Below are 25,944 nucleotides of genomic sequence, written 5' to 3'. Positions count from 1 at the left end.
CACTCCGCTCACTGCGTCGGACGCACTCACTTGTAGCTCCGCTGGCTCATCTTGACGTAGTCGTAGTCGAGGTCTTCCTTGTGCAGGACCGGGCCCTGCTCGCCGTACTCCCAGGCCGCGACGTAGGCGAAGTGCTCGTCGTCGCGGAGGGCCTCGCCGTCGGCGTCCTGCGACTCGGCGCGGAAGTGACCGCCGCACGACTCGGTGCGGTGCAGCGCGTCGATGCACATCAACTCGGCCAGGTCGAAGAAGTCGGCCACCCGGCCGGCCCGCTCCAGCGCCTGGTTCAGCTCGTCGGCCTCGCCGGACACCTTCACGTTCTTCCAGAACTCCTCGCGGAGCTCCGGAATCCGCTCCAGCGCCTTGCGCAGCGACTCCTCGGTGCGCTCCATGCCGCAGTACTCCCACATGAGCTTGCCCAGCTCGCGGTGGTAGGAGTCGGCGGTGCGGGTGCCGTTGTTCGACAGCAGCCTGTCGATCTTCTCGCGGACCGCGATCTCGGCCTCGGCCACGGCCTCCTCGTCGATCTCCCCGTAGGGACCGTTCGCGAGGTAGTCGCCGATCGTGGTCGGCAGCACGAAGTAGCCGTCGGCCAGGCCCTGCATCAGCGCGGACGCGCCGAGCCGGTTGGCGCCGTGGTCGGAGAAGTTGGCCTCGCCGATCACGAACAGGCCGGGGATCGTGGACTGCAGGTCGTAGTCCACCCACAGGCCGCCCATCGTGTAGTGCACGGCGGGGTAGATGCGCATCGGCTGGGTGTAGGGGTCCTCGCCGGTGATGCGCTCGTACATCTCGAAGAGGTTGCCGTACTTCTTCTCCACCGCGTCGCGGCCGAGCCGCTTGATCGCGTCGGCGAAGTCGAGGTAGACGCCCAGGCCGCCGGGGCCGACGCCGCGACCTTCGTCGCAGACGTTCTTGGCGGCCCGGGAGGCGATGTCACGCGGGACCAGGTTGCCGAACGCCGGGTAGATGCGCTCCAGGTAGTAGTCGCGCTCGTCCTCGGGGATCTGCGAGACGGGACGGTCGTCGCCCGCCTTGACCGGCACCCACACGCGGCCGTCGTTGCGCAGGGACTCCGACATCAGGGTCAGCTTGGACTGGTACTCGCCGCTGACCGGGATGCAGGTCGGGTGGATCTGGGTGTAGCAGGGGTTGGCGAACATCGCGCCGCGCCGGTGCGCCCGCCAGATCGCCGTGGTGTTGCAGCCCTTGGCGTTGGTGGACAGGAAGAACACGTTGCCGTATCCGCCGCTGGCCAGCACGACCGCGTCGGCGAGGTGCCGCTCGATCTCGCCGGTGACCATGTCGCGGACGATGACGCCGCGCGCCCGGCCGTCGGAGATGATCAGGTCGAGCATCTCGTGGCGGGTGTGCATCTTCACGGTCCCGGCCGCGATCTGCCGCTCCAGGGCCTGGTAGGCGCCGAGCAGGAGCTGCTGGCCCGTCTGGCCCCGGGCGTAGAAGGTGCGGGAGACCTGTGCGCCGCCGAAGGAGCGGGTGTCGAGCAGGCCGCCGTACTCGCGGGCGAACGGCACGCCCTGCGCCACCGCCTGGTCGATGATGTTCACACTGACCTGGGCGAGCCGGTAGACGTTCGACTCGCGGGCGCGGAAGTCGCCGCCCTTGACGGTGTCGTAGAACAGCCGGTAGATCGAGTCGCCGTCGCCGCGGTAGTTCTTCGCGGCGTTGATGCCGCCCTGGGCCGCGATGGAGTGGGCGCGCCGGGGCGAGTCCTGGTAGCAGAACGACGTGACGTTGTAGCCCAGCTCGCCGAGCGTCGCGGCGGCCGAGCCGCCCGCGAGGCCGGTGCCGATGACGATGACATTGAGCTTGCGCTTGTTGGCCGGGTTGACCAGCTTCGCGCTGAACTTCCGCTTCTCCCAGCGGTCCTCGATCGGACCCTCGGGAGCCTTGGTGTCGCGGATCGGCTCGCCTTCGGTGTAACGCATCATCACTTGACCACTCCGATCATGACCGCGACGGGAACCGCGAGGAAGCCGAGGACCAGCACCGCGGAGAGCACGGCGGCGACGCTCCGCAGCGGGCGGTAGCTGCGGCCGCCGGCCAGGCCGAGCGTCTGGAACGCGCTCCACAGGCCGTGCCGCAGATGCAGGCCGACCATGACGACCGCGACCACGTAGAAGACCGTGACCCACCAGCGGGACGGGTCGAAGCCCTGCACCAGCTTCTGGTACGGCGTGCCGTCCCAGCCCGCCGGGTTGACCACGCCGAACGTGAGGTCCAGCAGGTGCCAGATGACGAACAGGAGGATGGTGAGGCCGCCGAAGCGCATGATGTGCACGGCATAGCCGCCTGCCTGGGACTTGCGCTTGGCCGCGTACTTCACCGGGCGGGCCTTGTGGGCCCGGCGGGCCAGGGAGATCGCCGACCACATGTGCAGCACGACCGACACGGCCAGCACGACCTCGACGATGCTCAGCAGGACCCGCCGCGGCAGGAGCGGCTCGCCCATGGTCCGCAGGAACTCGGCGTAGGCGTTGAAGGTCTCGGCACCGAAGAAGCTCTTGAGGTTCCCGACCATGTGGCCGATGAGGAAGAGCACCAGGATGGCGCCCGTGACGGCCATCACCGCCTTTTTCCCGTTGGATGAACCCAGTAACCCGTGGGGCTTCCCGGACCTCGTCGTCTTCGCGGTGGCGTCCGCAGGGGGCTTGACCCGCGCGGTGGCGGATCCGCGGTCAATCGTGGCAGTCACGTACGTGACGCTAGGTAGCGGGTTTTCCCTCCGTCCAAGTCATCAAAGATGTGGTTTCCATAGCCCTGGGCTATCACCTCTGCTGCCGGGCGTCTTCCCGCAGCGGGGACGCGGAACGGTGCGAGCAATCTCACATCTTCTCCCAGAACGGGGGCCGCCCCGGATCCGCCACCGGCACCGCCGTACGCTAAGGAAACGTGCAGTTCCAGCAACTCGCCTCCTTCGTGGCGGTCGCCGAGGCCCGGCATTTCACCCAGGCCGCCGAACAGATGCGCGTCGCCCAGCCGTCGCTCAGCAAGCAGATCAAGGCTCTGGAAGCCGATCTCGGCGCGCCGCTGTTCAGTCGCGCCCGCGGCAACGTCACCCTCACCCCCGCCGGGGAGGCCCTGCTCCCGCTGGCCCGGCGGATCCTGGCCGACGCCGAGACCGCGCGGCGCGAGGTCGGCGAGCTGGCGGGGCTCCGCCGCGGCCGGGTACGGCTGGGCGCCACCCCCTCGGTCTGCGCCGGGCTGATGGCCGACGCGCTGGCCCGTTTCCACCGGGGCTATCCCGGCATCGAACTGCTCGTCGAGGAGGGGGGCTCCCGCGACCTGGTCCGGGCCCTCGCCCGCGGTCAGCTCGACCTCGCACTGATCATCATGCCCCTGCAGAACGACGATCCCGCCCTGGTCACCGAGGAGATCCTGCGGGAGAACCTGGTCGTCGTCTCCCCTTCCCTCTCCCTCTCCCCCTCCCGCGGACGGTACGTACGGATACAGGAGCTGCGGGGACAGCCCATGGTGATGTTCCGGCGCGGCTACGACCTGCGGGAGGCCACTCTCAACGCCTGCCGCCAGGCCGGGTTCGAACCGAAGCTGGCCGTGGAGGGCGGGGAGATGGACGCCGTGCTCCGCTTCGTGGAAGCGGGACTCGGCATCGCCCTGGTCCCCTCGATGGTCCTGGACGGCCGCCCCGGCCTGACCGGGACGCCGCTGGCCCCTCCCGGGCTCCAGCGCACCATCGCCATCGCCCACCGCAAGGACGTCGAGCCCACCCGCGCCGCCCAGGCCTTCCGCGGCACGCTGCTGTCCTTCCTGTCCGAGGCCGCCCAGGACGGCAGCCTGCCCGAGGGTCTGGAATTGATCAGCGGGACGTGAGCGGGCCGTTTCCCGACAGACCTGCCGGGAAGAGCGCGGGCCGTTTCCCGACAGACCCACCGGGAAGAGCGCGGGCCGTACGAAACGGCCGGATTCCCGATGACCGCACCGGGGCGGGAGCACCGGCGCGTGCTCTCACCACGGATTGAGCCATCTTGGTGAAACTGAAAATGATCACTGTCCCATGAGTGGCGGCACCCCACTATTCTTCATAGCGTTAATACGTGCCCCCCGATCCCACGAAGAGGCGTCAGTGACCGCCGCTCCCCAAGAACCGCTCACGATCCTTCTCATCGAGGACGACGCGGGCGATGCCTTCCTCGTGGAGGAGCTGCTCGGTGAGGCCGACGACCCGCCGAAGATCATCTGGGTGCGCAGCCTGGCGGAGAGCAGGGAGCGGCTGACCTCGGACGTGCAGTGCGTGCTCGTGGACCTCTCGCTCCCGGACGCGACGGGCCTCGAAGCGCTCGAACAGGTGCTGTCCATGGCGCCGCACGCCGCCGTGCTCGTGCTGACCGGGCTGAACGACACCCATGTGGGCGCCGAGGCCGTGGCCGCGGGCGCACAGGACTTCCTGGTCAAGCAGGACGTGGAGACCAGGCTGCTGGCGCGGGCCATCCGTTACGCGATGGAGCGCAAGCGCGCCGACCTGGCCCAGCGCAAGCTCGTCGAGGTGGAGCTGCTCACCAAGGAGAACTCCCGTCTCGAACGCGGGCTGCTGCCGGTTCCGCTCCTGGAGCCGGGGCTTCTGGAGCACCAGGCCCGCTACCTGCCCGGCCGGCGGCGGGCACTGCTGGCCGGTGACTTCTGGGACACCGTGCAGAGCCCCGACGGCGCCGTGCACGTGGTGGTCGGCGACGTGTGCGGGCACGGTCCGGACGAGGCCGCGCTGGGGGTCGCGCTGCGGATCGCCTGGCGGACCCTGGTCCTGGCCGGGCACACCGGCAACGAACTGCTGCGCACCCTCGACTCGGTGCTCCGCCTCGAACGGAAGTCGGCGGAGATCTTCACCACGCTCTGCATCGTCACGATCGCCCCTGCGCTCGGCACCGCGCGCATGCACGTGGTCGGGCATCCGCCGCCGCTGCTGATCCGCGACGGCGTGGTCGGCGTGGTGCCCGGCACCCCCTCGGGACCGCCGCTCGGGATCTTCCAGGACGTGGACTGGTCGGAGATCGAGGTGCCGCTGGGCCGCGACTGGTCCCTGCTCCTCTACACCGACGGCCTGATCGAGGCGACCGTGGGCGGCGGTCCCGACCTGCTCGGCACCGAGGGCCTGCTCCGCCTCGTCGACGAACAGGGGGGGATCCACCTCGACCGGCTCATCGAGCGGGTGATCGAACTCAACCAGGACGACCTCAGCGACGACCTGGCGACCGTGCTCATCTCCCGCAGCGAGGACCGGTGAACGACAGCCCCCGTCCCCTCCCCCTCCCCGCCGCCGCCGCGGCGACAGGGCTCGGGAGACTCCGGGTGGGACAGTGGTTCCTGCTCGCGGGGGTGGCCGTCACGGTGATGTTCACGATCGCCGGCGCCCTGACGATCGCCTCGATCGAGGAGACCCGCAAGGCCAGGGTGGCCGTGGTGGACGTCGTCGACCCCGCGGCGCTGCGCACCCTGGAGATCTCCAACGCACTGACCTCACAGGAAGGCTCGGTGCGGACGTACGGCAGGACCAACGAGGAGACGTCCCTGCGGGACTACCGCGCGGCGGTCACCGCGGAGGCCCGCGCGCTGGCCGCGATCGACGGACTGGTGCCCCGGATGCCGGAGAACGAGGCGGTCGGCGCCGAGATCGCCCGGCTGAAGGCGGCGGGAGAGGCCTGGCGGCGCGACTACGCCGAGAAGCTCGTCGCCTCGGTGCCGGCCCTGAAGACCGAGGCCTCCAACCGGCAGAACGCGCCCGTCAACGCCGAGCGGTTCGCCGAGGTCCGCACGTCGCTCACCGCACTCCAGAACCATCTGAACCGGCTGCACGACGAGGGAAGCACCCGGTTGGAGGAGGGCTGGCGGGTTCTCTATCTCACGCTCGGCGGGGTCGCCGGCGTGCTGCTGCTGGCCGGGATCGGTTCGGTGCTCATCGTCCGCCACGCCGTGCTCCGTCCGGTGGCGGAGCTGAACGGCCAGGTCCGCGCGGTCGCCCAGGGAGACTTCGACCACAGTCTCAAGGTCGAGCGCCCCTCCGAGCTGGCCGAGCTGGCCGGTCATGTGGACGCCATGCGGCGCCGCATCCTCACCGAATGGCGGCGGGCCTCGGAGGCGCAGGGCAAGCTGGAGGAGCAGACGGCGGAGCTGCGGCGCTCCAACGGCGAGCTGGAGCAGTTCGCCTACGTCGCGAGCCACGACCTGCAGGAGCCGCTGCGCAAGGTGGCCAGCTTCACCCAGATGCTGGAGCAGCGCTACGGCGACCAGCTCGACGACCGCGCCAGGCAGTACATCGCCTTCGCGGTCGACGGCGCCAAGCGCATGCAGCTCCTGATCAACGACCTGCTCGACTTCTCCCGGGTCGGCAGGATCGGCGGCGAGCAGCGGCCGATCGACGCGGGCCTGCCCCTGCGTGCCGCGCTGAACAACCTCGCCGTGACGATCGAGGACTCCGGGGCGACGGTGACCCACGACGAGCTGCCCACCGTGCAGGGCAACCGGGCTCAGCTCACCCAGCTGTTCCAGAACCTCATCGGCAACGCGATCAAGTTCCGCTCGGAGGAGCCGCCGCGGATCCACATCGGGGTGCGGCGCGACGGGGACATGTGGGAGTTCTCCTGCGCCGACAACGGCATCGGCATCGAGAGCAAATACACTGACAGGATCTTCCTCATCTTCCAGCGCCTGCACGGACGTGACGTCTACACGGGCACCGGCATCGGGCTGGCACTGTGCAGGAAGATCGTCGAATACCACGGCGGCCGGATCTGGGTGGACGACGAGGAAACCGACAGACCCGGAACGACCTTCCGCTGGACCCTTCCCTCTGGAGACCCTGATGAATGACCTGCGCTGGATCGACGTGCTGCTGGTCGAGGACGACCCGGGCGACGTCCTGCTGACGCGGGAGGCGTTCGAGCTCAACAAGGTCCGGAACAAGCTGCACGTCGTCAACGACGGTGAGCAGGCCATGGCCTTCCTGCGCAAGGAGAACGAGTACGCCGACGCGCCCCGGCCCGACCTGATCCTGCTGGATCTCAACCTGCCCCGTAAGGACGGCCGGGAGGTGCTCCAGGACATCAAGGCCGACGACAAGCTCCGCGGGATCCCCGTGGTCGTGCTGACGACGTCGGAGTCGGAGGAGGACATCCTGCGCAGCTACAACCTGCACGCCAACGCCTACGTCTCCAAGCCGGTGGACTTCGACCAGTTCATCAGCGTGGTCCGGCGGATCGACGACTTCTTCGTCACCGTCGTCAAGCTGCCCAGCTCCGGCCAGCACTACTGACCCACCACCGCGCCCCCGTCTGCCGGGTTGACCGTGGATCTCCCCAGAGTCCGATTCGGCCCGGCAGACGTGACAGGTCTGTGACCTCCCCCTGGCAAACGTGACAGGAATCACATCCCGGCGGTTAAATTGTGAGTGACGCTCCTCACACAACCCCCGGGCTCCGGCGTAACGTGTCTCCACCAACATGCGCGCGCACGTGTGAGCCGGCGCGACCATGGCCCACTGCGCGGCACAACTGAAACGACCCGGACCCCCCGGCGAGCAGGGTCCGTGGGAGGTGGAGAGGTCTCCGATGACCCAGACAACGGCCGACAGCCCGGCCAGAAGACAGCGTGCGCAGATCAAGGAGCGCACCCTGCGGACCGATCCGTGGTGGCGGTATCCACTGATCACTTTCATCATCTTCATGGCGTTTCTCGTCTACGCCACGTGGGCGATCTTCGATAAGAGCTACTTCGTATCTCCGTATCACGCCCCGTTCGCGTCCCCGTGCCTGGCGACGAGTTGTCCGGAGGAGGCGCGCCTGTTCGGCTTCGCGCCGTTCGGCGACTGGTACAGCCTGCCGCCGGGCCTGCTCATCCTGGGCCTTCCCGCCGGCTTCCGCTTCACCTGCTACTACTACCGCAAGGCCTACTATCGGGGATTCTGGCTGTCGCCCCCGGCCTGCGCGGTGAACGAGCCGCACAGCAAGTACACCGGTGAGTCCCGCTTCCCGCTGATCCTGCAGAACGTCCACCGCTACTTCTTCTACGCGGCGATCGTGGTCGGTCTGATCCTCGCCATCGACGCGGTGAAGGCCCTCATCGACGAGCCGGCGGGGCTCGGGACCTGGATCCTCATCGTCAACGCCGTCCTCATCAACCTGTACACGCTGTCGTGCCACTCCTGCCGCCACATCACGGCCGGGCGCCTGAACCACTTCTCCAAGCACCCGGTCCGCTACCGGGCGTGGGGCTTCGTCTCGAAGCTCAACGCCAAGCACCAGGAGCTGGCGCTGATCTCGATGTTCTCCGTCATGGGTGCCGACCTCTACGTCCGCCTGGTCGCCAAGGGCATCATCAACTTCGCGTTCGCATAAGGATCAGCTGTGGAAATCGAGCGTCACGAATACGACGTCGTCGTCATCGGCGCCGGCGGGGCAGGACTGCGGGCGGCCATCGAGGCCCGCCAGCAGGGCAAGCGGACGGCCATCGTCTGCAAGTCGCTGTTCGGCAAGGCGCACACGGTCATGGCCGAAGGCGGTGCCGCCGCGGCCATGGGCAATGTCAACAGCGACGACAACTGGATGGTGCACTTCCGCGACACCATGCGCGGCGGCAAGTTCCTCAACAACTGGCGGATGGCCGAGCTGCACGCCAAGGAGGCACCGGACCGGGTCTGGGAGCTGGAGGCCTGGGGTGCACTGTTCGACCGCACCAAGGACGGCAAGATCAGCCAGCGTAACTTCGGCGGGCACGAATACCCCCGGCTGGCCCACGTCGGCGACCGTACCGGCCTGGAGCTGATCCGCACCCTGCAGCAGCGGGTGGTCGCCCTCCAGCAGGAGGACGAGAAGCTGCACGGCGACGGCGAGGCCTACATCAAGGTCTTCCAGGAATGTACGGTGACCCGCCTGCTCAAGGACGGAGACGCGGTCTCCGGCGCCTTCGGCTACTGGCGGGAGAACGGCAAGCTGATCCTCTTCGACGCCCCCGCGATCGTGCTGGCCACCGGCGGCATCGGCAAGTCATACGTGGTGACCTCCAACTCCTGGGAGTACACCGGCGACGGCCACGCGCTGGCGCTGCTGGCCGGGGCGAAGTTGATCAACATGGAGTTCATCCAGTTCCACCCCACCGGGATGGTCTGGCCGCCGTCGGTCCGCGGCATCCTCGTCACCGAGTCGGTCCGCGGTGACGGCGGGGTGCTGAAGAACTCCGAGGGCAGGCGGTTCATGTTCGACTACATCCCCGAGGTGTTCAAGGACAAGTACGCCACCTCCGAGGAGGAGGGCGACCGCTGGTACACCGACCAGGCCAACAACCGCCGTCCCCCGGAGCTGCTCCCCCGTGACGAGGTGGCGCGGGCCATCAACTCCGAGGTGAAGGCCGGCCGCGGATCCCCGCAGGGCGGCGTCTACCTGGACGTCTCCTCCCGGCTCCCGGCCGCCGAGATCGTCCGGCGGCTGCCGTCGATGCACCACCAGTTCAAGGAGCTGGCCGACGTCGACATCACCTCCGAGCCCATGCAGGTCGGTCCGACCTGCCACTACATCATGGGCGGCGTCGAGGTGGACGCCGACACCGGCGCGGCGGACGTCCCCGGCCTGTTCGCGGCCGGCGAGGTCTCCGGCGGGATGCACGGTTCCAACCGGCTCGGCGGCAACTCGCTGTCGGACCTGCTGGTGTTCGGCCGCCGGGCGGGTGCCGGAGCGGCCTCGTACGTGGACGGTCTCGCGGCCCGCCCGAAGATCTCCGAGGAGTCGGTGGAGACCGCGAGGCGCGAGGCGCTCGCCCCGCTGGACCGGGCGGGTGAGAACCCCTACGAGGTCCACCAGGAGCTCCAGCGGACGATGAACGAGCTGGTCGGCATCATCCGCAAGGCCGAGGAGGTCACCGAGGCGCTGGAGGCGGTGGAGAAGCTCAAGGAGCGGGCTCAGGGGGTCGGCGCGGCCGGCAGCCGGATCTACAACCCCGGCTGGCACCTCGCGCTGGACCTGCGCAACATGCTCCTGGTCTCCGAGTGCGTGGCCAAGGCGGCCCTGCTCCGCCAGGAGAGCCGCGGCGGTCACACCCGCGACGACTTCCCGGGCATGTCGCCCCAGTGGCGGCGCAGGATCCTGCTCTGCGGCCTGTCCCCGGACGGCTCCGGCGTCACCGTCAAGGAGCAGGTCCAGCCCACCATGCGTGCGGACCTGATCAAGCTGTTCGAACGGGACGAGCTGAAGAAGTACATCACCGAGGAAGAGCTGGCCGACTTCGACGCGTTGGTCAAGGAGTAGCCGATGAGTTACAAGGCGAAGTTCCGCGTGTGGCGGGGCGAGGGCGGCGAAGGCAAGCTTGAGGACTTCACCGTCGAGGTGAACGAGGGCGAGGTCGTCCTCGACATCATCCACAGGCTCCAGGCCACCCAGGCCCCCGACCTCGCGGTGCGGTGGAACTGCAAGGCCGGCAAGTGCGGCTCCTGTTCCATGGAGATCAACGGCAGGCCGAAGCTCGGCTGCATGACCCGGATGTCCACCTTCACGGAGGACGAGACGATCACCGTGACGCCCATGCGGACGTTCCCAGTGATCAAGGACCTGGTCACGGACGTGTCGTTCAACTACAAGAAGGCCCGGGAGATCCCGTCCTTCACCCCTCCGGCGGACGTCAAGCCGGGCGAATACCGCATGCAGCAGATCGATGTCGAGCGGTCCCAGGAGTTCCGCAAGTGCATCGAGTGCTTCATGTGCAACAACGTCTGCCACGTGATCCGCGACCACGAGGAGAACAAGACCAACTTCGCCGGGCCGCGCTTCCTCATGCGGATCGCCGAGTTGGACATGCACCCCTACGACGTGGCCGACCGCAAGGACGCGGCCCAGGAGGAGCACGGCCTGGGCTACTGCAACATCACCAAGTGCTGCACCGAGGTCTGCCCCGAACACATCAAGATCACTGACAACGCGCTGATCCCGATGAAGGAACGCGTGGTCGACCGTAAGTACGACCCGCTGGTCTGGCTCGGTAACAAGATCTTCAAGCGCTCCAGCTCGAAGAGCTGACCTGCACCGACAGCGCCGGCCCGCGTCCACGCGGCCGGCGCTGTCGGATGTCCTCCCGCCCCTCGGAAACTCTCCCGGGGGCGCGGCGGTCAGGTGGACCGGCGGAAGAGACCGCGCTTCTTCCTGCCCTTGTCCTGACCGCCCTCGTCCTGACCGCCCTCGTTCTGGCCCGGCAGGGGCTGGATCACCGTGTCGGCGCGCTCGGTACGCCCCTCGGCGGGAGCCTCCGGAGGGGCCGACAGGTCGGCGGAAGGTCCCTGCGCGGGGGCGTCGGCATACGAGAACTCCGGCGGGAGCGGCGCACCGGGGAAGTCGCCGGCCCCCTGCGGGCCGAGCGGGGCGTGCCCGGCAGGGGGCAGCGGACCCTGCGGATCCAGGGGCCCGTGCGCAGCGGGAAGCAGCGGACCCTGCGGATCCAGGGGCCCGTACTCGGCAGGAAGCAGCGGACTCTGCGAATCCAGGGGCCCGTGCGCAGCGGGAAGCAGCGGACCCTGCGGGCCGAAGGGCTCGAAGCCCTGCGGAGCGGGGAGAGAGGACTCGTGGCCGTGCGACGGCTGCGGATCGTCCTGGTGACGGGCCCCGCCCTGCGGCTCGGGCCTCCCGTGCAGGGCGTCGTCCGGCCAGCCGGGCTGGGAGAGGTCCCGGGGCTGGTCCCGCTCAGAGGAGAACGGCTCATGGGCGTGGCCGCGGACGTACGGCGGCTCCTGCGGGAAGGGCGCGCCGGGGAACTCACCGGCGTTCCCCGGGAGGGCGTCCTCGGGGCCGGGGGCCGGGGCGTCCGCGCTGTGGAACCAGGGCGATGTGCCTTCCGATCCCACCGGCGCAGCCTGCCCGTCGTATCCGTTGGTCGATGCGCCGTCCGGTCCTACCTGCCCGTGCTGCTCGCCGTAACCGTGGGCCGATGCGCCGTCCGGTCCCACCTGCCCGTGCTGCTCGCCGTACCCATAGGCCGATGCGCCGTCCGGTCCCACCTGCCCGTCGTATCCGTAGGCCGGCGGAACGCCGCCGTCATGGAAGGAGGCCGACGGACCCGGTTGCTCGCCGTACCCGTAGGGAGCCTGCTCGTAGCCCGGCTGCCCGTACATCTGGGGGTACTGCTCGGGCGGGTAGCCCTCCGGGTAGACGGTCGGGTACATCTGCATGGGAACGAGGCTGATTATCGGGGCGTAAGCCGTACTGCCCGGATAGCCGCCCCCGGGATAGCCGCCGGGCTGGAAGCCCTGCGCGGGCCCGTAGCCGGGGCCCGCCGGGTAGCCCATCGCACCCATGGCGTCGCCACGGTGCAGAGCCATGGCGCGGGGACCGGCACGGCGGACGGCCGCGGCGTGGGCCAGACGACGCAGTCTGCCTTCGAAGATCAGTACGGCGAACAGCACCAGCAGCACCAGGATCAGCGCCGGGATGGCGAGCTGGTTGCTCAGCGTGCTCCCGTCGAACTCGGAGCCCGCGTTACGGATCTCGTAGGGCACCGCCGCGGGAGTGGAGTCCTCGAACGTCGGGGTGTCGGTCGGGTCGGCCGAGGCGGTGGGGACCGCGGTCGGGGTCGACTCGGTGGCGGGGAACACCGGATCCGATTCCTCGGGTGTCGGCTCCACCGCGATCGGGGGAGGCGGATCGACGGCGGCGGTTGGCGGTGGGGCGGTCGTCGCCGGAGGGGCCGTCGTCGCCGGTGGGGTGGTCGTCGCCGGAGCCGTGGTCTTGGGGGGCTTCGGCGACGGAGAGACGGTGACCGTGGCGGTCACCGTCTTCTGCGGAGCCGTGGGCGCCGGCTCCTCGGGAGCCGGAGAATCCCCGGGATCCGCGGTGACCGTGACGGTGACGACCGGGTCGGGCTCCTCCGCCTCACACGGGCCCGCCGGGTCGACGTCACAGCCCGGGATCTCGGAGGGGTCGGCGGCGACCAGCCGGGTGGCTGCGTCCGCCGGTGCCGAGGCGGTGAGCGGCGCGGCGGCGAACACCACCACACCGCTCAGCCCCAAAGACATGACAACGGCGGAGATGGCCGCCGTACGCCGTGATCGCGTCACCGGTGCCCTCCGAGGATTCTCCATGCAGATCAAGTCAAGGAAAATACTAGTTGGGCAAAAGTAACAGCAAAGCGCTTTTTACAACACAGGTCGCGTCTCACGACGGCGTTGGACCCTCATCTGCAGCCAGAGCACCCCCAGCAGGCCTCCCACCGCGACGCCCACCACCGGAAGACCTCGCATGCCGGTCAGCATCGGTCCCGAGTCGGCAACCGGCGTGATCTCCTGGGTCGTTCCGTCCAGGTCCCGGGGCAGCGGCGCGCCCAGTGGCTGCGGGTCCGCCAGGGCTGGAGCGGCCGGCGCGGGCGGGGCCTGCGGCATCTGGAGGTTGGGGTCGTTCCATACCGGAGGCAGCTGCCCCGGCGCCTGAGGCATCTGCGCCTGCGGGAACGGCACCACCTGCTGCGGCAGCTGCGCCTGCGGAAAGGGCACCGCCTGAGGCGGCAGCTGACCCTGCGGGAACGGCACCATCTGCTGTGGCAGCTGCGCCTGCGGCGCCTGCGGGAAAGGCATCGCCTGCGGCGGCATTCGGAGCGCCTGTCCCGTCAACCGGGGCATCCGTCCCGTCTCGGCCAGTGTCCTCGCCCGTGCGGACGGCGGCTTCGCCAGGGCGGCCCGCACCCGCCCGCCCTGCGGCACCGGGACCCCCCTCTGCTGCCCGGCCTGGTCCACCGACCGCGGCGCGAGGGGCATTCCGTTCTCCCGCCCGGACACGCTTCCGACCGGCTCCGGCACGGCACCCGGCCCCCCGCTGCCCATGCCGTACGGCACGACGCCCGGATTCCCGGCCCCCGGGGCACCGGGAGCCTCCGGTTCCGCCTGCGGATCCACGTATATGGAGGCACTCCCCTCGGGCGTCGAGGGCTCTTCCAGGATCATCGGCATGCCCCTCTCCTTGGAGGGGTCCTTCGACCGCGGATCCGATGGCACGGCCCGCGCCCCCGGCTTCTCCACGGCCCGCGGCGCACGGGGTGCCTGCGGATTCGGTGGCGCGAGCGGCGCCGGCAGGTGCCGGGGAAGCTTCGCCGGATCCGCGAGCCCCTGGACGGACGACCTGCCCGGGACCGCCGGAACAGCGGCCTGCCCTGCCGCTCCGGCCACCGCGCCCGCCGCCGCCCCCGCGTTCTCCGCGGCGGCCCCCGGGGTCCACGGAGAGACGCCGGGAGCGGGCCGAGGCACGACGGAGTCGGCGACCTCGACGACCTCGGCCACCTTGGCGGCCGGCTCACCGACCGTGGTCCGCGCCGTGTGGGTGACCCACTCTCCCTCGCGGTTGCGCATCCGGGCCACCGCGGTCAGCTCGACGCCCCTGGCCGTCTTCGGCATGGCGAGCAGCACGTCCACGGAACTGCGTGTGGCGACGGTCCCCAGGGAGCACATCTGCGCCCCACCGCTGACCGGCGCCTGGGCTCCGTCCTCCTGAGGACATTCGACACTCTTGAGCGCTTCGGCGGGCGTGGTCACGACCGCCAGTCGCGCATCCGTGCCGGATCCCTCCAGCCACACCCGGAAACGGACCACCTCACTGGTCCGGACCCACTGCGACCAGAAATTGAGATCGTCGGCTCCGGCCACCTCGACAGGGGACGTAGTGGAATCATCCATCTCGGCCGCGTACACCGCCGGCCCCCCGCCCAGAATGAGCGCCCCTGTCCCCACGGCCGACACGACCTGGGCACACCGCCACCATCTGGCCACCGCACTTCTCCGATCCCCCGATACGGACGCACGTCAACAACACATCCAGTAATTGTTATGTTACACCGAGTTACGGTTCGACTTCACCCAGGTGCGTCTGTACGGCCCGAACCACCGGTAGATCGGCGGGCAACCAGCGGACTCCGTACAGCTCGTCCATGGCCAGCCACCGCAGTTCCAGGTGCTCCTTGGCCTCCGGCTCCCCATCGACGATCTCGGCCAGCCAGATCCTGAGCACGTAGCCGGCCGTCAGCGGCCAGTCGCCGCCGATCTGTTCTCCGATCTCGACCAGGACGCCGAGCTCCTCCTGGCACTCCCTGATCAGCGCGGTGCGATCGTCCTCACCCGGATCGACCTTCCCGCCGGGAAACTCCCAGCCACCGGCGAGTTCGGGTGGCTCGGCGCGCTGGGCGGCGAGCAGTCTGCCTCCGCCGTCGACGATGGCGGCTCCCACTACGACCTTGTCCATGGCATCCGATTCTGTCAGCCCTGCTCCCTCAATTTGAGTTGCTGGAGAACGTCGGGATTTCGCAGCGGCCGGGTGAACCCCACGATGCCGAGGCGATCCTGGTACGAGGTGACCTTGATCGGCCCGCACAGGCGGCACCTCGCCTCGACCATCTTGCCGGGCGAGACCACCATGCCCACGTGTCCGGGCCGGTCGGCGCCGGTGCCCGGACCGGAGTTGAAGAAGACCAGATCCCCCGCCTGCTCCTCGCCCGGCGTGATCTTCACTCCGAAGGGCCACTGGCCGAAGGTGGTGCGCGGAATGGTCAGGCCGACACTCCGGTAGGCCATGTAGATGATCCCCGAACAGTCGAAGGCGTCCGGTCCGGTGCCACCCCACAGGTAGGGCTTGCCACGCTGGGCCAGCGCGTACTCCAGGATCCCGGCGACCGTCTCGGTGGGCGCCGCCTCCACCAGAGGCTCGTCACAGGTGTCCTCCGCCTCGGGCGGGACACTGACCTCGCCGTCCTCGGCGTACTTCTTGGCGATCTCCATGACCTGGTCGACGTACCACCAGGCCCGGTTGTAGACGAACAGCGACCGCCGCACGTCCTCCGGCGCGCCGTTGCGCTTGAGCATCTTCGCCGCGCCCAGGATGGCGTCCGCCGGGTTGTAGACGTCTCCCCAGCCGTCGCCGTCACCGTCGGAGGCGTAGCCGTTGAACTGCGACGGAATCTTGATCTTCGCCTTGCCGCCCCAGGTGCTGATCAGGAACTGCATGGGCCCGGCGGCTCCCGCGTAGTTGGTGCCGCTCTGCACCCCCTGGAGCGTGGAGCGCCCGTGGTCGGTCTCCCGCTTGCCCACCCCGGCGAGCACGTTCCACTGCACGCCGACCTTCTCGGCGTTCTCGCGGTACAGCTTGAGATAGTCCGCGGGGATGTCCGACGCCGCCGTCTCGGACTGCTTCCCCGCGACGGTGAGGGCCTCGTCGCAGTCGGGCAGTTCGCCGCCGGTGATGGAGGGGAAGGTGCTCACCATCATCATCGGCGCCATCACCAGGGTGAACAGGCCCAGGGCCGCGACGGCGAGGACCAGACCGAGGTGGAGCTTTCTGTTGCCCGTCATCCGGTGCCGCCTGCCTGTGCGGACGGGTCGTCTCCGTCCTGGCCGTCGTCCGCCGGCTGCAGGTCGTGGACCCGCCAGTCGGCGCCGACCTTCACGAGCGTGACGGCGTAGTCCTCGACCCGCTCCTTCGCCCCGCTCTTCGCGGTGACGTTCTGGGTGCCGGTGACCACGAACACCACCGAGGTGTTCTGGATCTGCCGGATCTCCTTGACGCGCGCCGTACCGACGGAGACGACCTCGTCGGCGCGGTTGGCCTCGACGCTGCCCGGGGAGGTGACCGTGCGGAGCAGCACGTCGGCGAACTCGACGGTGGTGTACCCCCGGAGCCGGTCCCCGTAGGTCGCCGGATCCTCGTCGTAGCTGAAGGTGCCGTACTCGGCGGTGAACCTCTGGGCGTAGTCGGCGGCCGCGGACAGCTCCTTCTTGGTCATCGGCAGGTAGGAGTAGACGTCGAACGGCGCGTCGCTGGCCGTCGCCGACGGCCGGGGCGGCTCGACGCTCACCGGCGCCTTCGATCCGCTGACAGTACGGCTCACCCCCACCGGATCGGCGGGGGGCTGCTGCCCGTCATCGGAGTCCGGCCACATGGTCAGGTAGATCCCGACCAGGGCCAGCACCACGACCAGCACCCCGAAGACGACTCCCCGGCGACCGCCCCCTTCGACCATCGTCAGTCCTTGTCGGAGTTGGGCGTGCGGAGCCAGAAGGGCGTGGCCGCGTCATCGCCCCGTCCGCCCTGATCGGACCGGCTGGGCAGCCAGAGCGGAGGCGCCTCGGACGACCTGTCCGCACCGCCGCCGTTGTTGCGGGATCCACTCGACGAGCCGCCGAACAGGCTGCCCCCCGATCCCGACGCGCTCCGGGAACCACCGAATATGCTCCCCCCGGATCCGGAGGAGCCGCGAGAGCCACCGCCCCCGCCACCACCACCGCCACCGCTCCGCGAACCCGAACTGCTCCGCGAACCCGAACCCGAGCCCGAACTCCGTGAGCCGGAGTCCCAGCGTCGTGAGCCGCCACCGGAACCGAAGACGCTCCCGCCTGACCGGCCACCGCCCCCTGACGAGGACGCCGGCGGCCTGCCGCCCGAGGAAGGTGCCGGAGACGACCCGCTCGCCGAACCCGAGCCTCCCTGCGGGGTCCAGCCGCCGGACCGGCCGCCGAACCAGCCTCCATCGCCACTGCGGCCGGAACCGCCGGAACGGATCGGGGACGCGCCGGCCGCCGTGGCGCCGGAGAGGTTGAGCGGCGGTGCCGCACCGGCACGGGCCGTGGTGACCGGCCGGCCCGTCCCCTTGCGCCGCGCACCCGCCTGGGCATCGGTGTCCAGCGGCGCGGGCTGCGCGCCGGTCGGGACCCGGGCACCCGAGGGTGTCCCCGCCGTCCCCGGGGCGCCTTCCTCGGCTCCGCCGCGGACCTTGCCCTGGGCGACCGCGGCGGCCGCCGTCGCGACGGAGGCACCACTGGCGAGCGCCGCGGCCTGCAGGACGGGCTCCGCCTTGCGCATCCCCCAGCGGCCCATCCGGGCCGCCGCGACCGGCGGCAGCACTCCCGCCGCGCGCTGCAGGGTCGGCGCGGTGGTCGCGTCGCCCAGCATGCGGGTGGCGAGGGTGTGCCCGTCCATGGAGGCGAACAGGTGCTGGAACGGCCGCCGGTAGAAGAACACCGAGATCGTCAGCAGGGCCATGAACATGACCTGCATGCCCCAGGGCATCGCCGTGGAGATGATCAGTGCGTAGCCGTACACCAGGACGCCCAGGACGAGCGCCAGCACCGCCTGTCTGAGCAGGGTGCCGACCAGCATCTCCACCCAGCGCATCGCGATGATCCTGCCGGTCCCCGGATGCACCCCGATCAGCAGGAAGACCGGGGCGAGGATCAGCAGCAGCAGGAAGCCGACCTTGAGCACCAGCAGCGAGACCGCCACCAGGAAGATCAGCAACCCCGCGACCATCGCGGCCATCAGCGCCCCGATCGCGATGCCCAGCCGGTTTGTCCAATCCTTTCCCTGAAAGAGGAAGAAGACAGGCGTGTTCTCCAGCGGATTGGCGATCTCCTCCTCGTACCGTGCCTGATGGGCATTGGTGTTGAGGACCTGGGAGGATCGCAGCTCGGACGCGTCGGTCGCCTGGATGTCCAGCAGCTTGGAGGCGTACTTCTGCACGACCGGCGCGGTGGCGTCGGCGGTACCGAACTCACCCATCAGCCAGGGCTTGCACACCAGGGTGGACCAGAGCGCGTCGGCGTTCTGATCCACGCCCGGAACACCACTCTGGCCATAACCACCAGGCTTGACCTGGGGATTGGCGTCGCCTTTGGCCGGCAGGCAGGACACCCCACCCGCATTCGGCAGTCCGGAGAAGGCCGAGTTGACCACCTCGCCGGTCTTGTCCGTGACGATCTTCCCCAGCCCGGTGAAGTCGCCGGGACGGCTGAAGAACCAGACCGCGACGGTGACCGCGAGGACCATCCAGATGACGCCCTCGGCAGTCGTGGTCGCGCGCTTGCGGATGAGGCCGTACCAGGCCAGCCAGATGGCTCCGAGGATCACGATCGGCCGTAGGAAGGGCCAGTACATCGCGTTGGACAGGCTGACCACGATGTCGTCGACGACATCCTTGATCGAATCCAGCGGGCCCTCGGTCGCCGCCGCCTGGTAGGTCGTGATGGTCAGCCGGTCCAGGGCCTTGGCCCAGGAGAAGACCGTGTTGGCCATCATGTTGCCCATCACCGCGGCGACGTCGTCGCAGCCGAGCTGGTGGGTGTGCCAGAACTGGCCGCTCATGCCGTAGTTGGCGTAGTTGCCCTGCGCGGCCGGCGCGGCGGTCGGTGCCGGTGTCGGCACCGCCTGCGTCCCCGCCGCGGGCGCGTCCGGAGGCGGTGGTTTCAGCAGACCGTCCACCCCCGAGTCGACGATCTCGGGGGTCAGGTCCGGTGAGAGGTCGCAGGGGGCCGCCGCGACGGCTGTGGGTGTGCCCCCCGGCAGCAGCAGCGGCAGGGCGAGGAAGGCGGCCAGAGCCACCAACGCGACGGCGATCCGCCTGCGTAGTCGTCCCTTGCGGGAACCCTTCATGAACGTACCTCCAGCGCCGCGGCCCCGGGCCTACTGACTCTGTCGCCCCCGGAAGGATCATGCATGTTCCCGTCCGGCCTGTCATGGGTCGGATTCGTGTCGAGCCAGCGCAGCAGTTCGTCGGAGATGAGATCCACCCCGATCCGGCCGGCCCGCCCTTCCAGATCCCGGAAGACGCACTCGCCGTTGCCCAGCGAGCGCAGTACCGCCTTGTGCTCCTCGGAGGGCTCGACCCCGAGCAGCGCCATCACGTGCTCCACCTCGACCCGCTCGGTGGACCGGAACGCGAACACCGACGACAGACAGTTCGTGACCTGCTCGTTCAGCAGGTCTCCGGCGTTCTGCGAGACCAGGACCAGGGCGGTGTTGCGGGACCGGCCCATCCGGCTGACCTCGGGCACCAGCTTGGCGCCCTCCGGCGTCGAGGTGATGGCCCAGGCCTCGTCCAGGAAGATCGCCTTGGGCGTCCGCCGGTCCAGGCCGTTCATCAGGCCCCGGGCGAACTGGGCGACCAGGTAGAGCAGCGCCACCGACAGCCGTTGTTCGTAGGAGTAGTCGTCGCGCGCGGTGGAGGCGTCGGGAAGGGTCAGTCCGCCGAGGGTGAAGACCGTGGTCCAGCCCTCGGTGTCGATCTGGTCGCCGCCGGAGGGGTCGAAGCAGAGCCGGGCCAGGTGCATGTCCGACATCGAGCGGAGCACCGCGCCCAGGTTTTTCGAGGCGGCGTCCTCGGTCCGTTCCAGGAAGTCGACGACCTTGCCCAGCGAGGGGTTCTCCCCGTTGGAGATCGCCGCGACCGCCTGGATCATCGCCGACTCGCGCTCCTCTGACATGCGCGGGAGCAGCAGCCGCAGTGTCTCGCTGGCCATCGTCTTCTTGGCCGCGATGTCGTCTCCGAAGGAGAACGGGTCGAGCAGGCCCGGCGCGGCCGAGCCGAGCGGGATGATCCGCGCCTTCCTGCCGCGCCTCTGCAGCAACTGGACCAGGGATTCGGCGTCGCCCTTGGGGTCGATGACCGCGACCGTCACGCCGCGCAACGCCATCTGGTAGATCATCAACAGCGCCAGCGTGGTCTTGCCGCCGCCGGGCTCACCGGTGATCGCGATGGCCGTCGGCCGGTTTCGGGTGGCGGCCACCAGCGGGTCGAAGTGCACGATGCTCCGGGCCCGGCCCAGGGTCTCCCCGACGTACGGTCCCATCCAGCCGGCCTTGCCCTCGTCGATCCGGTCCCCCAGGTCCACGGTGGCGGTGGCCATGCCGCCCGCGATGGTGCGCAGCGGCTGCCGCTGGGCGTAGGCGTTGACCCGGACCCGCTCGCCCGGCAGCGCCTCGCAGAACAGCGAGAACTGGTCACCGGTGGAGTTGACGATGTCGATGCCCATGTCGCGGTAGTGCTCCACGACCGCCTCCACCCGCTGCACGCAGATCTCCTCGGTCGGCGCGGACACGATCAGCCGGTGCCAGCCGTACACGAAGGGCAGGCGCTCCTTGGTGATGCCGTGCTCCAGCATGCGGGCCGCGTCGATCTGCTCGGCCAGCGCCAGCGGCGCCTCCGCGCCCGCCTCCCGGATGTGGATGTCCATGTCACGGGCGTGGGCGAGCTTGCGCGCCACGTCCTTGCTGGCCTTGACCGGAGAGATCAGCCGCATCCTCGAACTGATCTCCACGGGGAAGGGCAGTTGGTCGGCGAAGTGCATCCACGGCTCCCCGTCGGGGAAGGGCATCATGTCCGGGAACCGGGCGAAGGACAGGTGCGCGACATAGGAGTCGCCGTGCGGCTGCTCGATCCGGAGCAGCGATCTGCCGTTGTGGAGCTGCCCCTCGACCAGGGACTCGATCTCGCCCTGCCCCCACCGCCGCTTGGGGCTGGCCGAGGCCGGCGGATCGCCGAGCGAGCCGGTCGCGGCGTGCTGGAAGAGCCAGGCGATCTCGGTGGAGGTGGCGTGCCGGGCGTACAGGGCACTCGCCGACAGCGCCCGGCCCAGCCGCTCGGCCTGCTCGGACCATTTGGTGATCTCCGCCTTGGGGACGTGGTCGTCCTCGATGCCCAGGGCCTTCTCGCTCCGCTGGTAGAAGCCGAAGAGCTGGGACAGGACGCCGGTGCCGAGCTGCCTGCCGCGCGCGCCGAGCCGTACGCCCAGGTAGACCTCCTTGCTCCAGAAGTCCTTCGCCCAGACGTGCCGGTACATCTCCTCCAGGTAGTCACGCCAGCCGGGACCCTCGTCGGAGGTCGCGTTCAGCGCCATCGCCCACTCGGCCGCCGGGTAGGTGCGGTGCGCCACCCGCAGGTGCACCTCCGCGTCCGGCATCCGGATCGTCGCCAGCGCGATCGTGATGTTGGTGGCCAGCGCCTCCCGCTCCTCGGACGTGATGAACTCGTAGCTGACGGTCGGCAACCGGAAATAGGCCCAGACCGACGAGTCGGTCAGCAGGATCCGGTCGTCGAAGTAGCGGACGGCGAGGCGGCTGCGTGCCCGCGAAGCGCGGCTCACACGACCTCCCTGACCGGCCGGATGGCCGGACCGCCACGACCGGCGGTGCGTTCCGCCACCTCGTCACGCCCGTTCACCACGTCTTCTCGCGCCCGGGGGATCACTGGGCCAACTCCTCCTCGTTGGATCGAACCGCCTGCGCCGCTCCGAAACCCGCCACCACGACTCCCGCCAGTGCCAGGTATGCCCGTCGGCCGGGTGCTCGCAGGTGGGACGGCTCCACCCGCTCCGCCCTGCCGGGGGCCAGCTCGTCCTCCCAGGGCACCCGCACGATCGCCCGGCACCGGCCCCGCGCCACCGCCTCGGCCTGTTCCACGTCGGCCATGCTGCGGCGGCTCACCCCGTTGACGACCATGATCGCGCGCCGCCGGAGGTCCGCGCAGCCATGTCCGTCAAGCCACTCGTAGGTCATCGCCACCGCGTCCGGTCCGTCATGACTGGCCGGGACCACCAGGACGAGCTGGTCGGCATAGGGCAGCACCCGCGCGGCCAGTGCCGCCGCCGGGTCCATGACGATCAGCTTGTAGTGCCGGTCCAGCATGTCCATGGTCTGGTTGAGCCGCCGGTCGGAGAAGAGCGTGCGGTCCGACAGCCGCTGCTCGGCACCGGAGTCGCTGTCGCCGGCGATGACCTCGAGGCCCGAGGCGCAGCGGCTGGTGTAGGCGCGCATGCTCAGGTAACCGTGGACGTTGTCGAGCCCGGCCAGCAGGGAGGTCAGGGTCTCGGGTGACTCGCCCTGGATCCGGCTGGACAGTGCGTGGATGCCGACGCCGGCGTCGACCGCGAGCACCCGGTCCTCCCGGTAGCGGGCGAGGGTGTGGCCGAGCATGAGCGCGGTCGTGGTCTGCCCGGCGCCGCCGGTGCACCCCAGCACCACCACCCGGCGGCTGCCGCCGAACACCGCCCTGGCCCGTGCCTCGTCGATCTCCGCTCCGTCCATACGGCCCGTGCCACCGGGTCCGATGACCACCTGGGCCAGCCGCCGCCAGCCGCCCGAGGAGTCGCGTCCGACGACCGACTCCACCCGGCGCACCCGGGCCTCCCCCTGGGGTGCCCTGGGCAGCGCCACCGCGGGCGTCACCGGATCGGCCTCGGCCTCGGCCCCCGAGGGGACCGCCCGGATCGAGACGGCCGGGGGCGTTCCCGCCGGCCGCTCCCGCGGTCGCGTCTCGGCGGTCCGCCCCACCGGCTGTTCCTCGCGGTAACGGGCCCAGGGATCCTCGTCCCTCTCGGCCTCCGCCGGGGCCTCATCCGGCTCCGCGCGGGGCGCGGCGGCCCGCCGCCCGGTCGGAGCCGGCCCGACGAACCGCGGTGCGGCGGGCGGCGGCGGTGCGGCGGACCCGGCTGCGGCCGGAGCAGAGCCGGTGACCGGAGCAGAGCCGGTGACCGGAGCAGGGCCGGAGTGTGCGGCCGTGTCCGGGGAGCTCTCGGAGCTGCCGGCGGCCCGGGATCTCTCGGCGAGCTCCGCTGTCCGGGGCCTCTGGGCGGGTCCGGCGCCCTGAGAGGTGTCGGCGGGTCCGGCAGTGCCGGGAAGGTCGGCGGGTCCGGCGGTAGACCGGGAGGGATCGGTGGATACGAGCCGGTCCCCACGTACGGGCCGCCCGGCAGCCGTCGGCCGTTCGATGGGCGTCGGCCGTTCGATGGGCACCGACCGCTCGATGGGCACCGGCCGCTCCGCGGGCGACCGGGCGGGCTGCACCGGAGCCGCGGTCCGCTCGGCCTCGGCCGAGGCGGCGAGTCTGCGCAGGCGCCGCAACGCCTCGGTGTCGATCGGAGCCGTCGGCACGACCGGCGCGCGGTCGGAAGCGGACGGGGTGCCCCGGTCGGATCCGGACGGAGAGAGCGGGACGGGCGGAGAGAGGGGGGCGGGCGGAGAGAGCGAGGCGGGCGGCACGGCGGGAGCAGGGTCGGCCGGGGCCTTGACCAGTGCACCGGAGGCCGCGGCGGATGGCGCGAAGAAGGACCGCTCGACCGGTGCCCCGGGAGCGGACGCGGTGGGTGCGGGGGTGCCGGACACTTCGGCGACGGCCTGTCCGAGGGCCGGCGCGGTGCCCCGGCGGGGGGCGGGAGCCGTACTCCGGGCACCCTGTTCACGGGCGGGCGGAACCGAGGCCGCTGCTGCGGCGGCGGCCACCGCGGGACGGACCTCGCGGGCGGACGCGGCGCGCTTGGCCTGGGCGTGCCGGGCCCTGCGTGAGGATTTGACGCGGACCGGTGCGGCCTGCCGCTGAGGAGCGGCCTGCCAGACCCGGCCGGTCAGGTTGATCTCCGAAGGCTCGGCGGTGGGGGCCATCCGGCACCAGGTGCGGGGCTCGCCGACGTAACGGACCTGCGACTGGAGAAGCTCGGTCAGCCTCTTGCTCTCGATCACCGGCCGGGTGGAGAGCCAGGTGACGATCCCGGGAGGCACGAGGTAGACCACGTGCCAGGGTGCGTCGAAAGGCAGGCCCAGCAGGTAGAGCAGCAGCGACCAGGGCGCCACCACACCCACGAAGACACCGATCCAGACAATCGGCAGCGGCATCGGCAGCCGTAGATCGTACAGCTTGTAGAGCCGCTTCTCGATCCGCCAGATGTTGGTATACGTGGGTAGGTCCACGCGCTCCTCCTCTCCGCCTCTCGTTCTCTGACCGCTGTGCGCGGGATCAACCCCCCGAGATGCCCAGCGCGCCCGCGATCGCCTTGGCCGTCACCTCGATGATGTTGGGCACGTAGAAGATCACTCCGATGGCCACCGCGAGGATGATGAACTGCACGAATCTGGTGATCTCACGCGTGAAGAGGAAGAAGAGCGCGACGACGGAGACGACGACGAGGAAGAGCGGGGCGAAGAACTTTCGGAGGAAGTCGGCCAGTCCTTCGGTGTTCACGCCCGCCGGAGGAGCGGTCGGCTGGGCAAGGTCGATCATGCTCAGCAGGATGGTCTTCAGGATCACTTCACGTCCTCCGTGCTCACGATCGCGCTCGGCGGGCGGGCACGGGCCCGACACACGCATGCCCGGACCCGCCCACCGCCGACTCGCTGATCAGGGGGATTCTGTTCACTGCCGGCCGGCATCGTTCGATCATGTGTTACCCCACAGACCGTTGTGCGCCGCGGATGTTCTTGACGAACCACTTGCCGCCCTGTTCGACCACGGTGAGCAGGTAGGCCTGCTCCAGCTTCCCGCTGGCGTCCCCGGGGTCGGCGGGTGTGGGACCGGCTGACGGGGTCGCGCCCGAGGGCACTCCCCACACGACCGTGGCCGTGACCTCGCGGGTGGCGCCGCCGACGAGGGGGACGGAGAGGCTCTTGAGCTGTATGAAGGTGAACGCGCCACCGAACCCCTCCAGGGTGACCCCGGCGGCGGCGTACTGCTGCAGGGACGCGGTGTCACTCAAGGCGTACGCCTTGAAGAAGTTGGCCAGCGGGGTGCGGAGCTCGGCCTCGGCGGCCTCGTCGCTCTCGCCCGCGGGCGCCGGGGGCAGGTTCGCCGGTGTGGGCGCCGGCAGGATGCCCGGTCGGCCGGAGACCACGAACCTGTCCGTCTGGCCGTCGTGGAACACCGGAACGGACAGCAGCTGGCGGCGGTCTCCCGACTGGAAAGCGAGGGTCACCACGGCGTTGTCCCTGTCGATGATCTCAGTGCCGTACGGCTGGACCGCACCGGCGGCCATCCGGCCGAGGCCGTCCCAGCCGAACTGCGGTTCGGCGCCTTCCGGCAGGTAGGGCGCGAGCCTGGCCGCTCTTTCCTGGGAGCGGATGGACTCGAAATTCAGATAGACGGCGGCGAACTGGCTGGCGAAAGAGGTCGCCCGGCTGACCGGGAATTCGGTGTCACTGGAAACGGCAGGCGTTCCGCCTGCGGTGTTCTGCCGGGTGAAACGCTCAAAAGGCGCACGGACCCCGTTCACTACGATGACTACTATTAGCGCCCAAAGCACAGCACGTCCGGTCCATACCAGCCAGCGTCCGCCCCCGCCGGACCATCGGCCCCGGGATGTCGCGTTCCGCCCGCGCGCCGGAGGGCCGTCGGAGCCGGAGTCATAGGACATGTCCGGGTATACCGACA

Annotated in this window: 19 protein-coding genes; 7 read left to right on the top strand and 12 right to left on the bottom strand. The window is 70.0% G+C overall.

The annotated features are described in order from the left end of the window. Positions 1-26 precede the first annotated feature (26 nt). Positions 27-1,949, bottom strand: coding sequence for a fumarate reductase/succinate dehydrogenase flavoprotein subunit (locus OHA77_RS25945; RefSeq protein WP_406319874.1), 1,923 nt, complete (start codon positions 1,947-1,949; stop codon positions 27-29). A gap of 2 nt (positions 1,950-1,951) precedes the next feature. Beyond that, positions 1,952-2,716 (bottom strand): succinate dehydrogenase cytochrome b subunit, encoded by a 765-nt coding sequence (locus OHA77_RS25940; protein ID WP_406312074.1) that lies wholly within the window; start codon positions 2,714-2,716, stop codon positions 1,952-1,954. A 197-nt stretch (positions 2,717-2,913) separates the two neighbouring features. Between OHA77_RS25940 and OHA77_RS25935 the strand changes: the two genes are divergently transcribed. The 7 genes from OHA77_RS25935 (at position 2,914) to OHA77_RS25905 (ending at position 11,033) form a co-directional block, all read left to right on the top strand. Further along, positions 2,914-3,852 carry a LysR family transcriptional regulator gene (locus OHA77_RS25935; RefSeq protein ID WP_406312073.1) on the top strand — a complete coding sequence of 313 codons (939 nt, stop codon included), beginning with the start codon at positions 2,914-2,916 and terminating at the stop codon, positions 3,850-3,852. Positions 3,853-4,105: 253 nt separating this feature from the next. Next, the gene (locus OHA77_RS25930; RefSeq protein WP_406312072.1) at positions 4,106-5,260 is read left to right on the top strand and encodes a PP2C family protein-serine/threonine phosphatase; all 1,155 of its coding nucleotides are present in this window, start codon (positions 4,106-4,108) and stop codon (positions 5,258-5,260) included. After that, entirely contained in the window at positions 5,257-6,843 is a 1,587-nt protein-coding gene (locus OHA77_RS25925; RefSeq protein WP_406312071.1) for an ATP-binding protein, read from the top strand. The genes OHA77_RS25930 and OHA77_RS25925 overlap by 4 nt, the downstream gene beginning before the upstream one ends. Beyond that, positions 6,836-7,285, top strand: a complete 450-nt coding sequence (locus OHA77_RS25920) for a response regulator (RefSeq protein ID WP_406312070.1) — start codon at positions 6,836-6,838, stop codon at positions 7,283-7,285. The genes OHA77_RS25925 and OHA77_RS25920 overlap by 8 nt, the downstream gene beginning before the upstream one ends. Positions 7,286-7,580: 295 nt before the next feature. After that, complete coding sequence (locus OHA77_RS25915; RefSeq protein WP_406312069.1) at positions 7,581-8,366, top strand: hypothetical protein; 786 nt, start codon at positions 7,581-7,583, stop codon at positions 8,364-8,366. A gap of 9 nt (positions 8,367-8,375) precedes the next feature. Beyond that, positions 8,376-10,268 (top strand): fumarate reductase/succinate dehydrogenase flavoprotein subunit, encoded by a 1,893-nt coding sequence (locus OHA77_RS25910; protein WP_406312068.1) that lies wholly within the window; start codon positions 8,376-8,378, stop codon positions 10,266-10,268. A gap of 3 nt (positions 10,269-10,271) precedes the next feature. After that, positions 10,272-11,033 (top strand): succinate dehydrogenase/fumarate reductase iron-sulfur subunit, encoded by a 762-nt coding sequence (locus tag OHA77_RS25905; protein WP_326825623.1) that lies wholly within the window; start codon positions 10,272-10,274, stop codon positions 11,031-11,033. A gap of 89 nt (positions 11,034-11,122) precedes the next feature. On the opposite strand, the gene OHA77_RS25900 is transcribed toward OHA77_RS25905, so the two are convergent. The 10 genes from OHA77_RS25900 to OHA77_RS25855 form a co-directional block, all read right to left on the bottom strand. Next, entirely contained in the window at positions 11,123-13,060 is a 1,938-nt protein-coding gene (locus OHA77_RS25900) for a hypothetical protein (protein WP_406312067.1), read from the bottom strand. Between the two features lie 78 nt (positions 13,061-13,138). Then, positions 13,139-14,665 carry a hypothetical protein gene (locus OHA77_RS25895; RefSeq protein WP_406312066.1) on the bottom strand — a complete coding sequence of 509 codons (1,527 nt, stop codon included), beginning with the start codon at positions 14,663-14,665 and terminating at the stop codon, positions 13,139-13,141. Positions 14,666-14,828: 163 nt separating this feature from the next. Further along, complete coding sequence (locus OHA77_RS25890) at positions 14,829-15,227, bottom strand: (deoxy)nucleoside triphosphate pyrophosphohydrolase (protein ID WP_326825626.1); 399 nt, start codon at positions 15,225-15,227, stop codon at positions 14,829-14,831. A 14-nt stretch (positions 15,228-15,241) separates the two neighbouring features. Next, positions 15,242-16,330 (bottom strand): bifunctional lytic transglycosylase/C40 family peptidase, encoded by a 1,089-nt coding sequence (locus OHA77_RS25885; protein WP_326825627.1) that lies wholly within the window; start codon positions 16,328-16,330, stop codon positions 15,242-15,244. Continuing rightward, positions 16,327-16,998 (bottom strand): hypothetical protein, encoded by a 672-nt coding sequence (locus OHA77_RS25880; RefSeq protein ID WP_406312065.1) that lies wholly within the window; start codon positions 16,996-16,998, stop codon positions 16,327-16,329. Before OHA77_RS25880 ends, OHA77_RS25885 begins: the two co-directional genes overlap by 4 nt. A 2-nt stretch (positions 16,999-17,000) precedes the next feature. Further along, a complete protein-coding gene (locus tag OHA77_RS25875) occupies positions 17,001-19,403 on the bottom strand; it encodes a type IV secretion system protein (protein ID WP_406312064.1) in 2,403 nt (800 codons plus the stop codon). Beyond that, positions 19,400-21,892, bottom strand: a complete 2,493-nt coding sequence (locus tag OHA77_RS25870) for an ATP-binding protein (RefSeq protein ID WP_326825630.1) — start codon at positions 21,890-21,892, stop codon at positions 19,400-19,402. The genes OHA77_RS25875 and OHA77_RS25870 overlap by 4 nt, the downstream gene beginning before the upstream one ends. Positions 21,893-21,992: 100 nt before the next feature. Then, a complete protein-coding gene (locus OHA77_RS25865) occupies positions 21,993-24,491 on the bottom strand; it encodes a TcpE family conjugal transfer membrane protein (RefSeq protein WP_406312062.1) in 2,499 nt (832 codons plus the stop codon). 46 nt (positions 24,492-24,537) lie between these two features. Continuing rightward, positions 24,538-24,801, bottom strand: coding sequence for a hypothetical protein (locus OHA77_RS25860; RefSeq protein ID WP_326826924.1), 264 nt, complete (start codon positions 24,799-24,801; stop codon positions 24,538-24,540). Between the two features lie 163 nt (positions 24,802-24,964). After that, positions 24,965-25,786, bottom strand: coding sequence for a conjugal transfer protein (locus OHA77_RS25855; protein WP_406312061.1), 822 nt, complete (start codon positions 25,784-25,786; stop codon positions 24,965-24,967). Between the last annotated feature and the right edge of the window lie 158 nt (positions 25,787-25,944).

Origin of the sequence: Streptosporangium sp. NBC_01639, assembly GCF_045209755.1 — a bacterium.
Classification (GTDB): Bacteria; Actinomycetota; Actinomycetes; order Streptosporangiales; family Streptosporangiaceae; genus Streptosporangium.
This window is presented reverse-complemented; position numbering and strand designations above follow the sequence as displayed.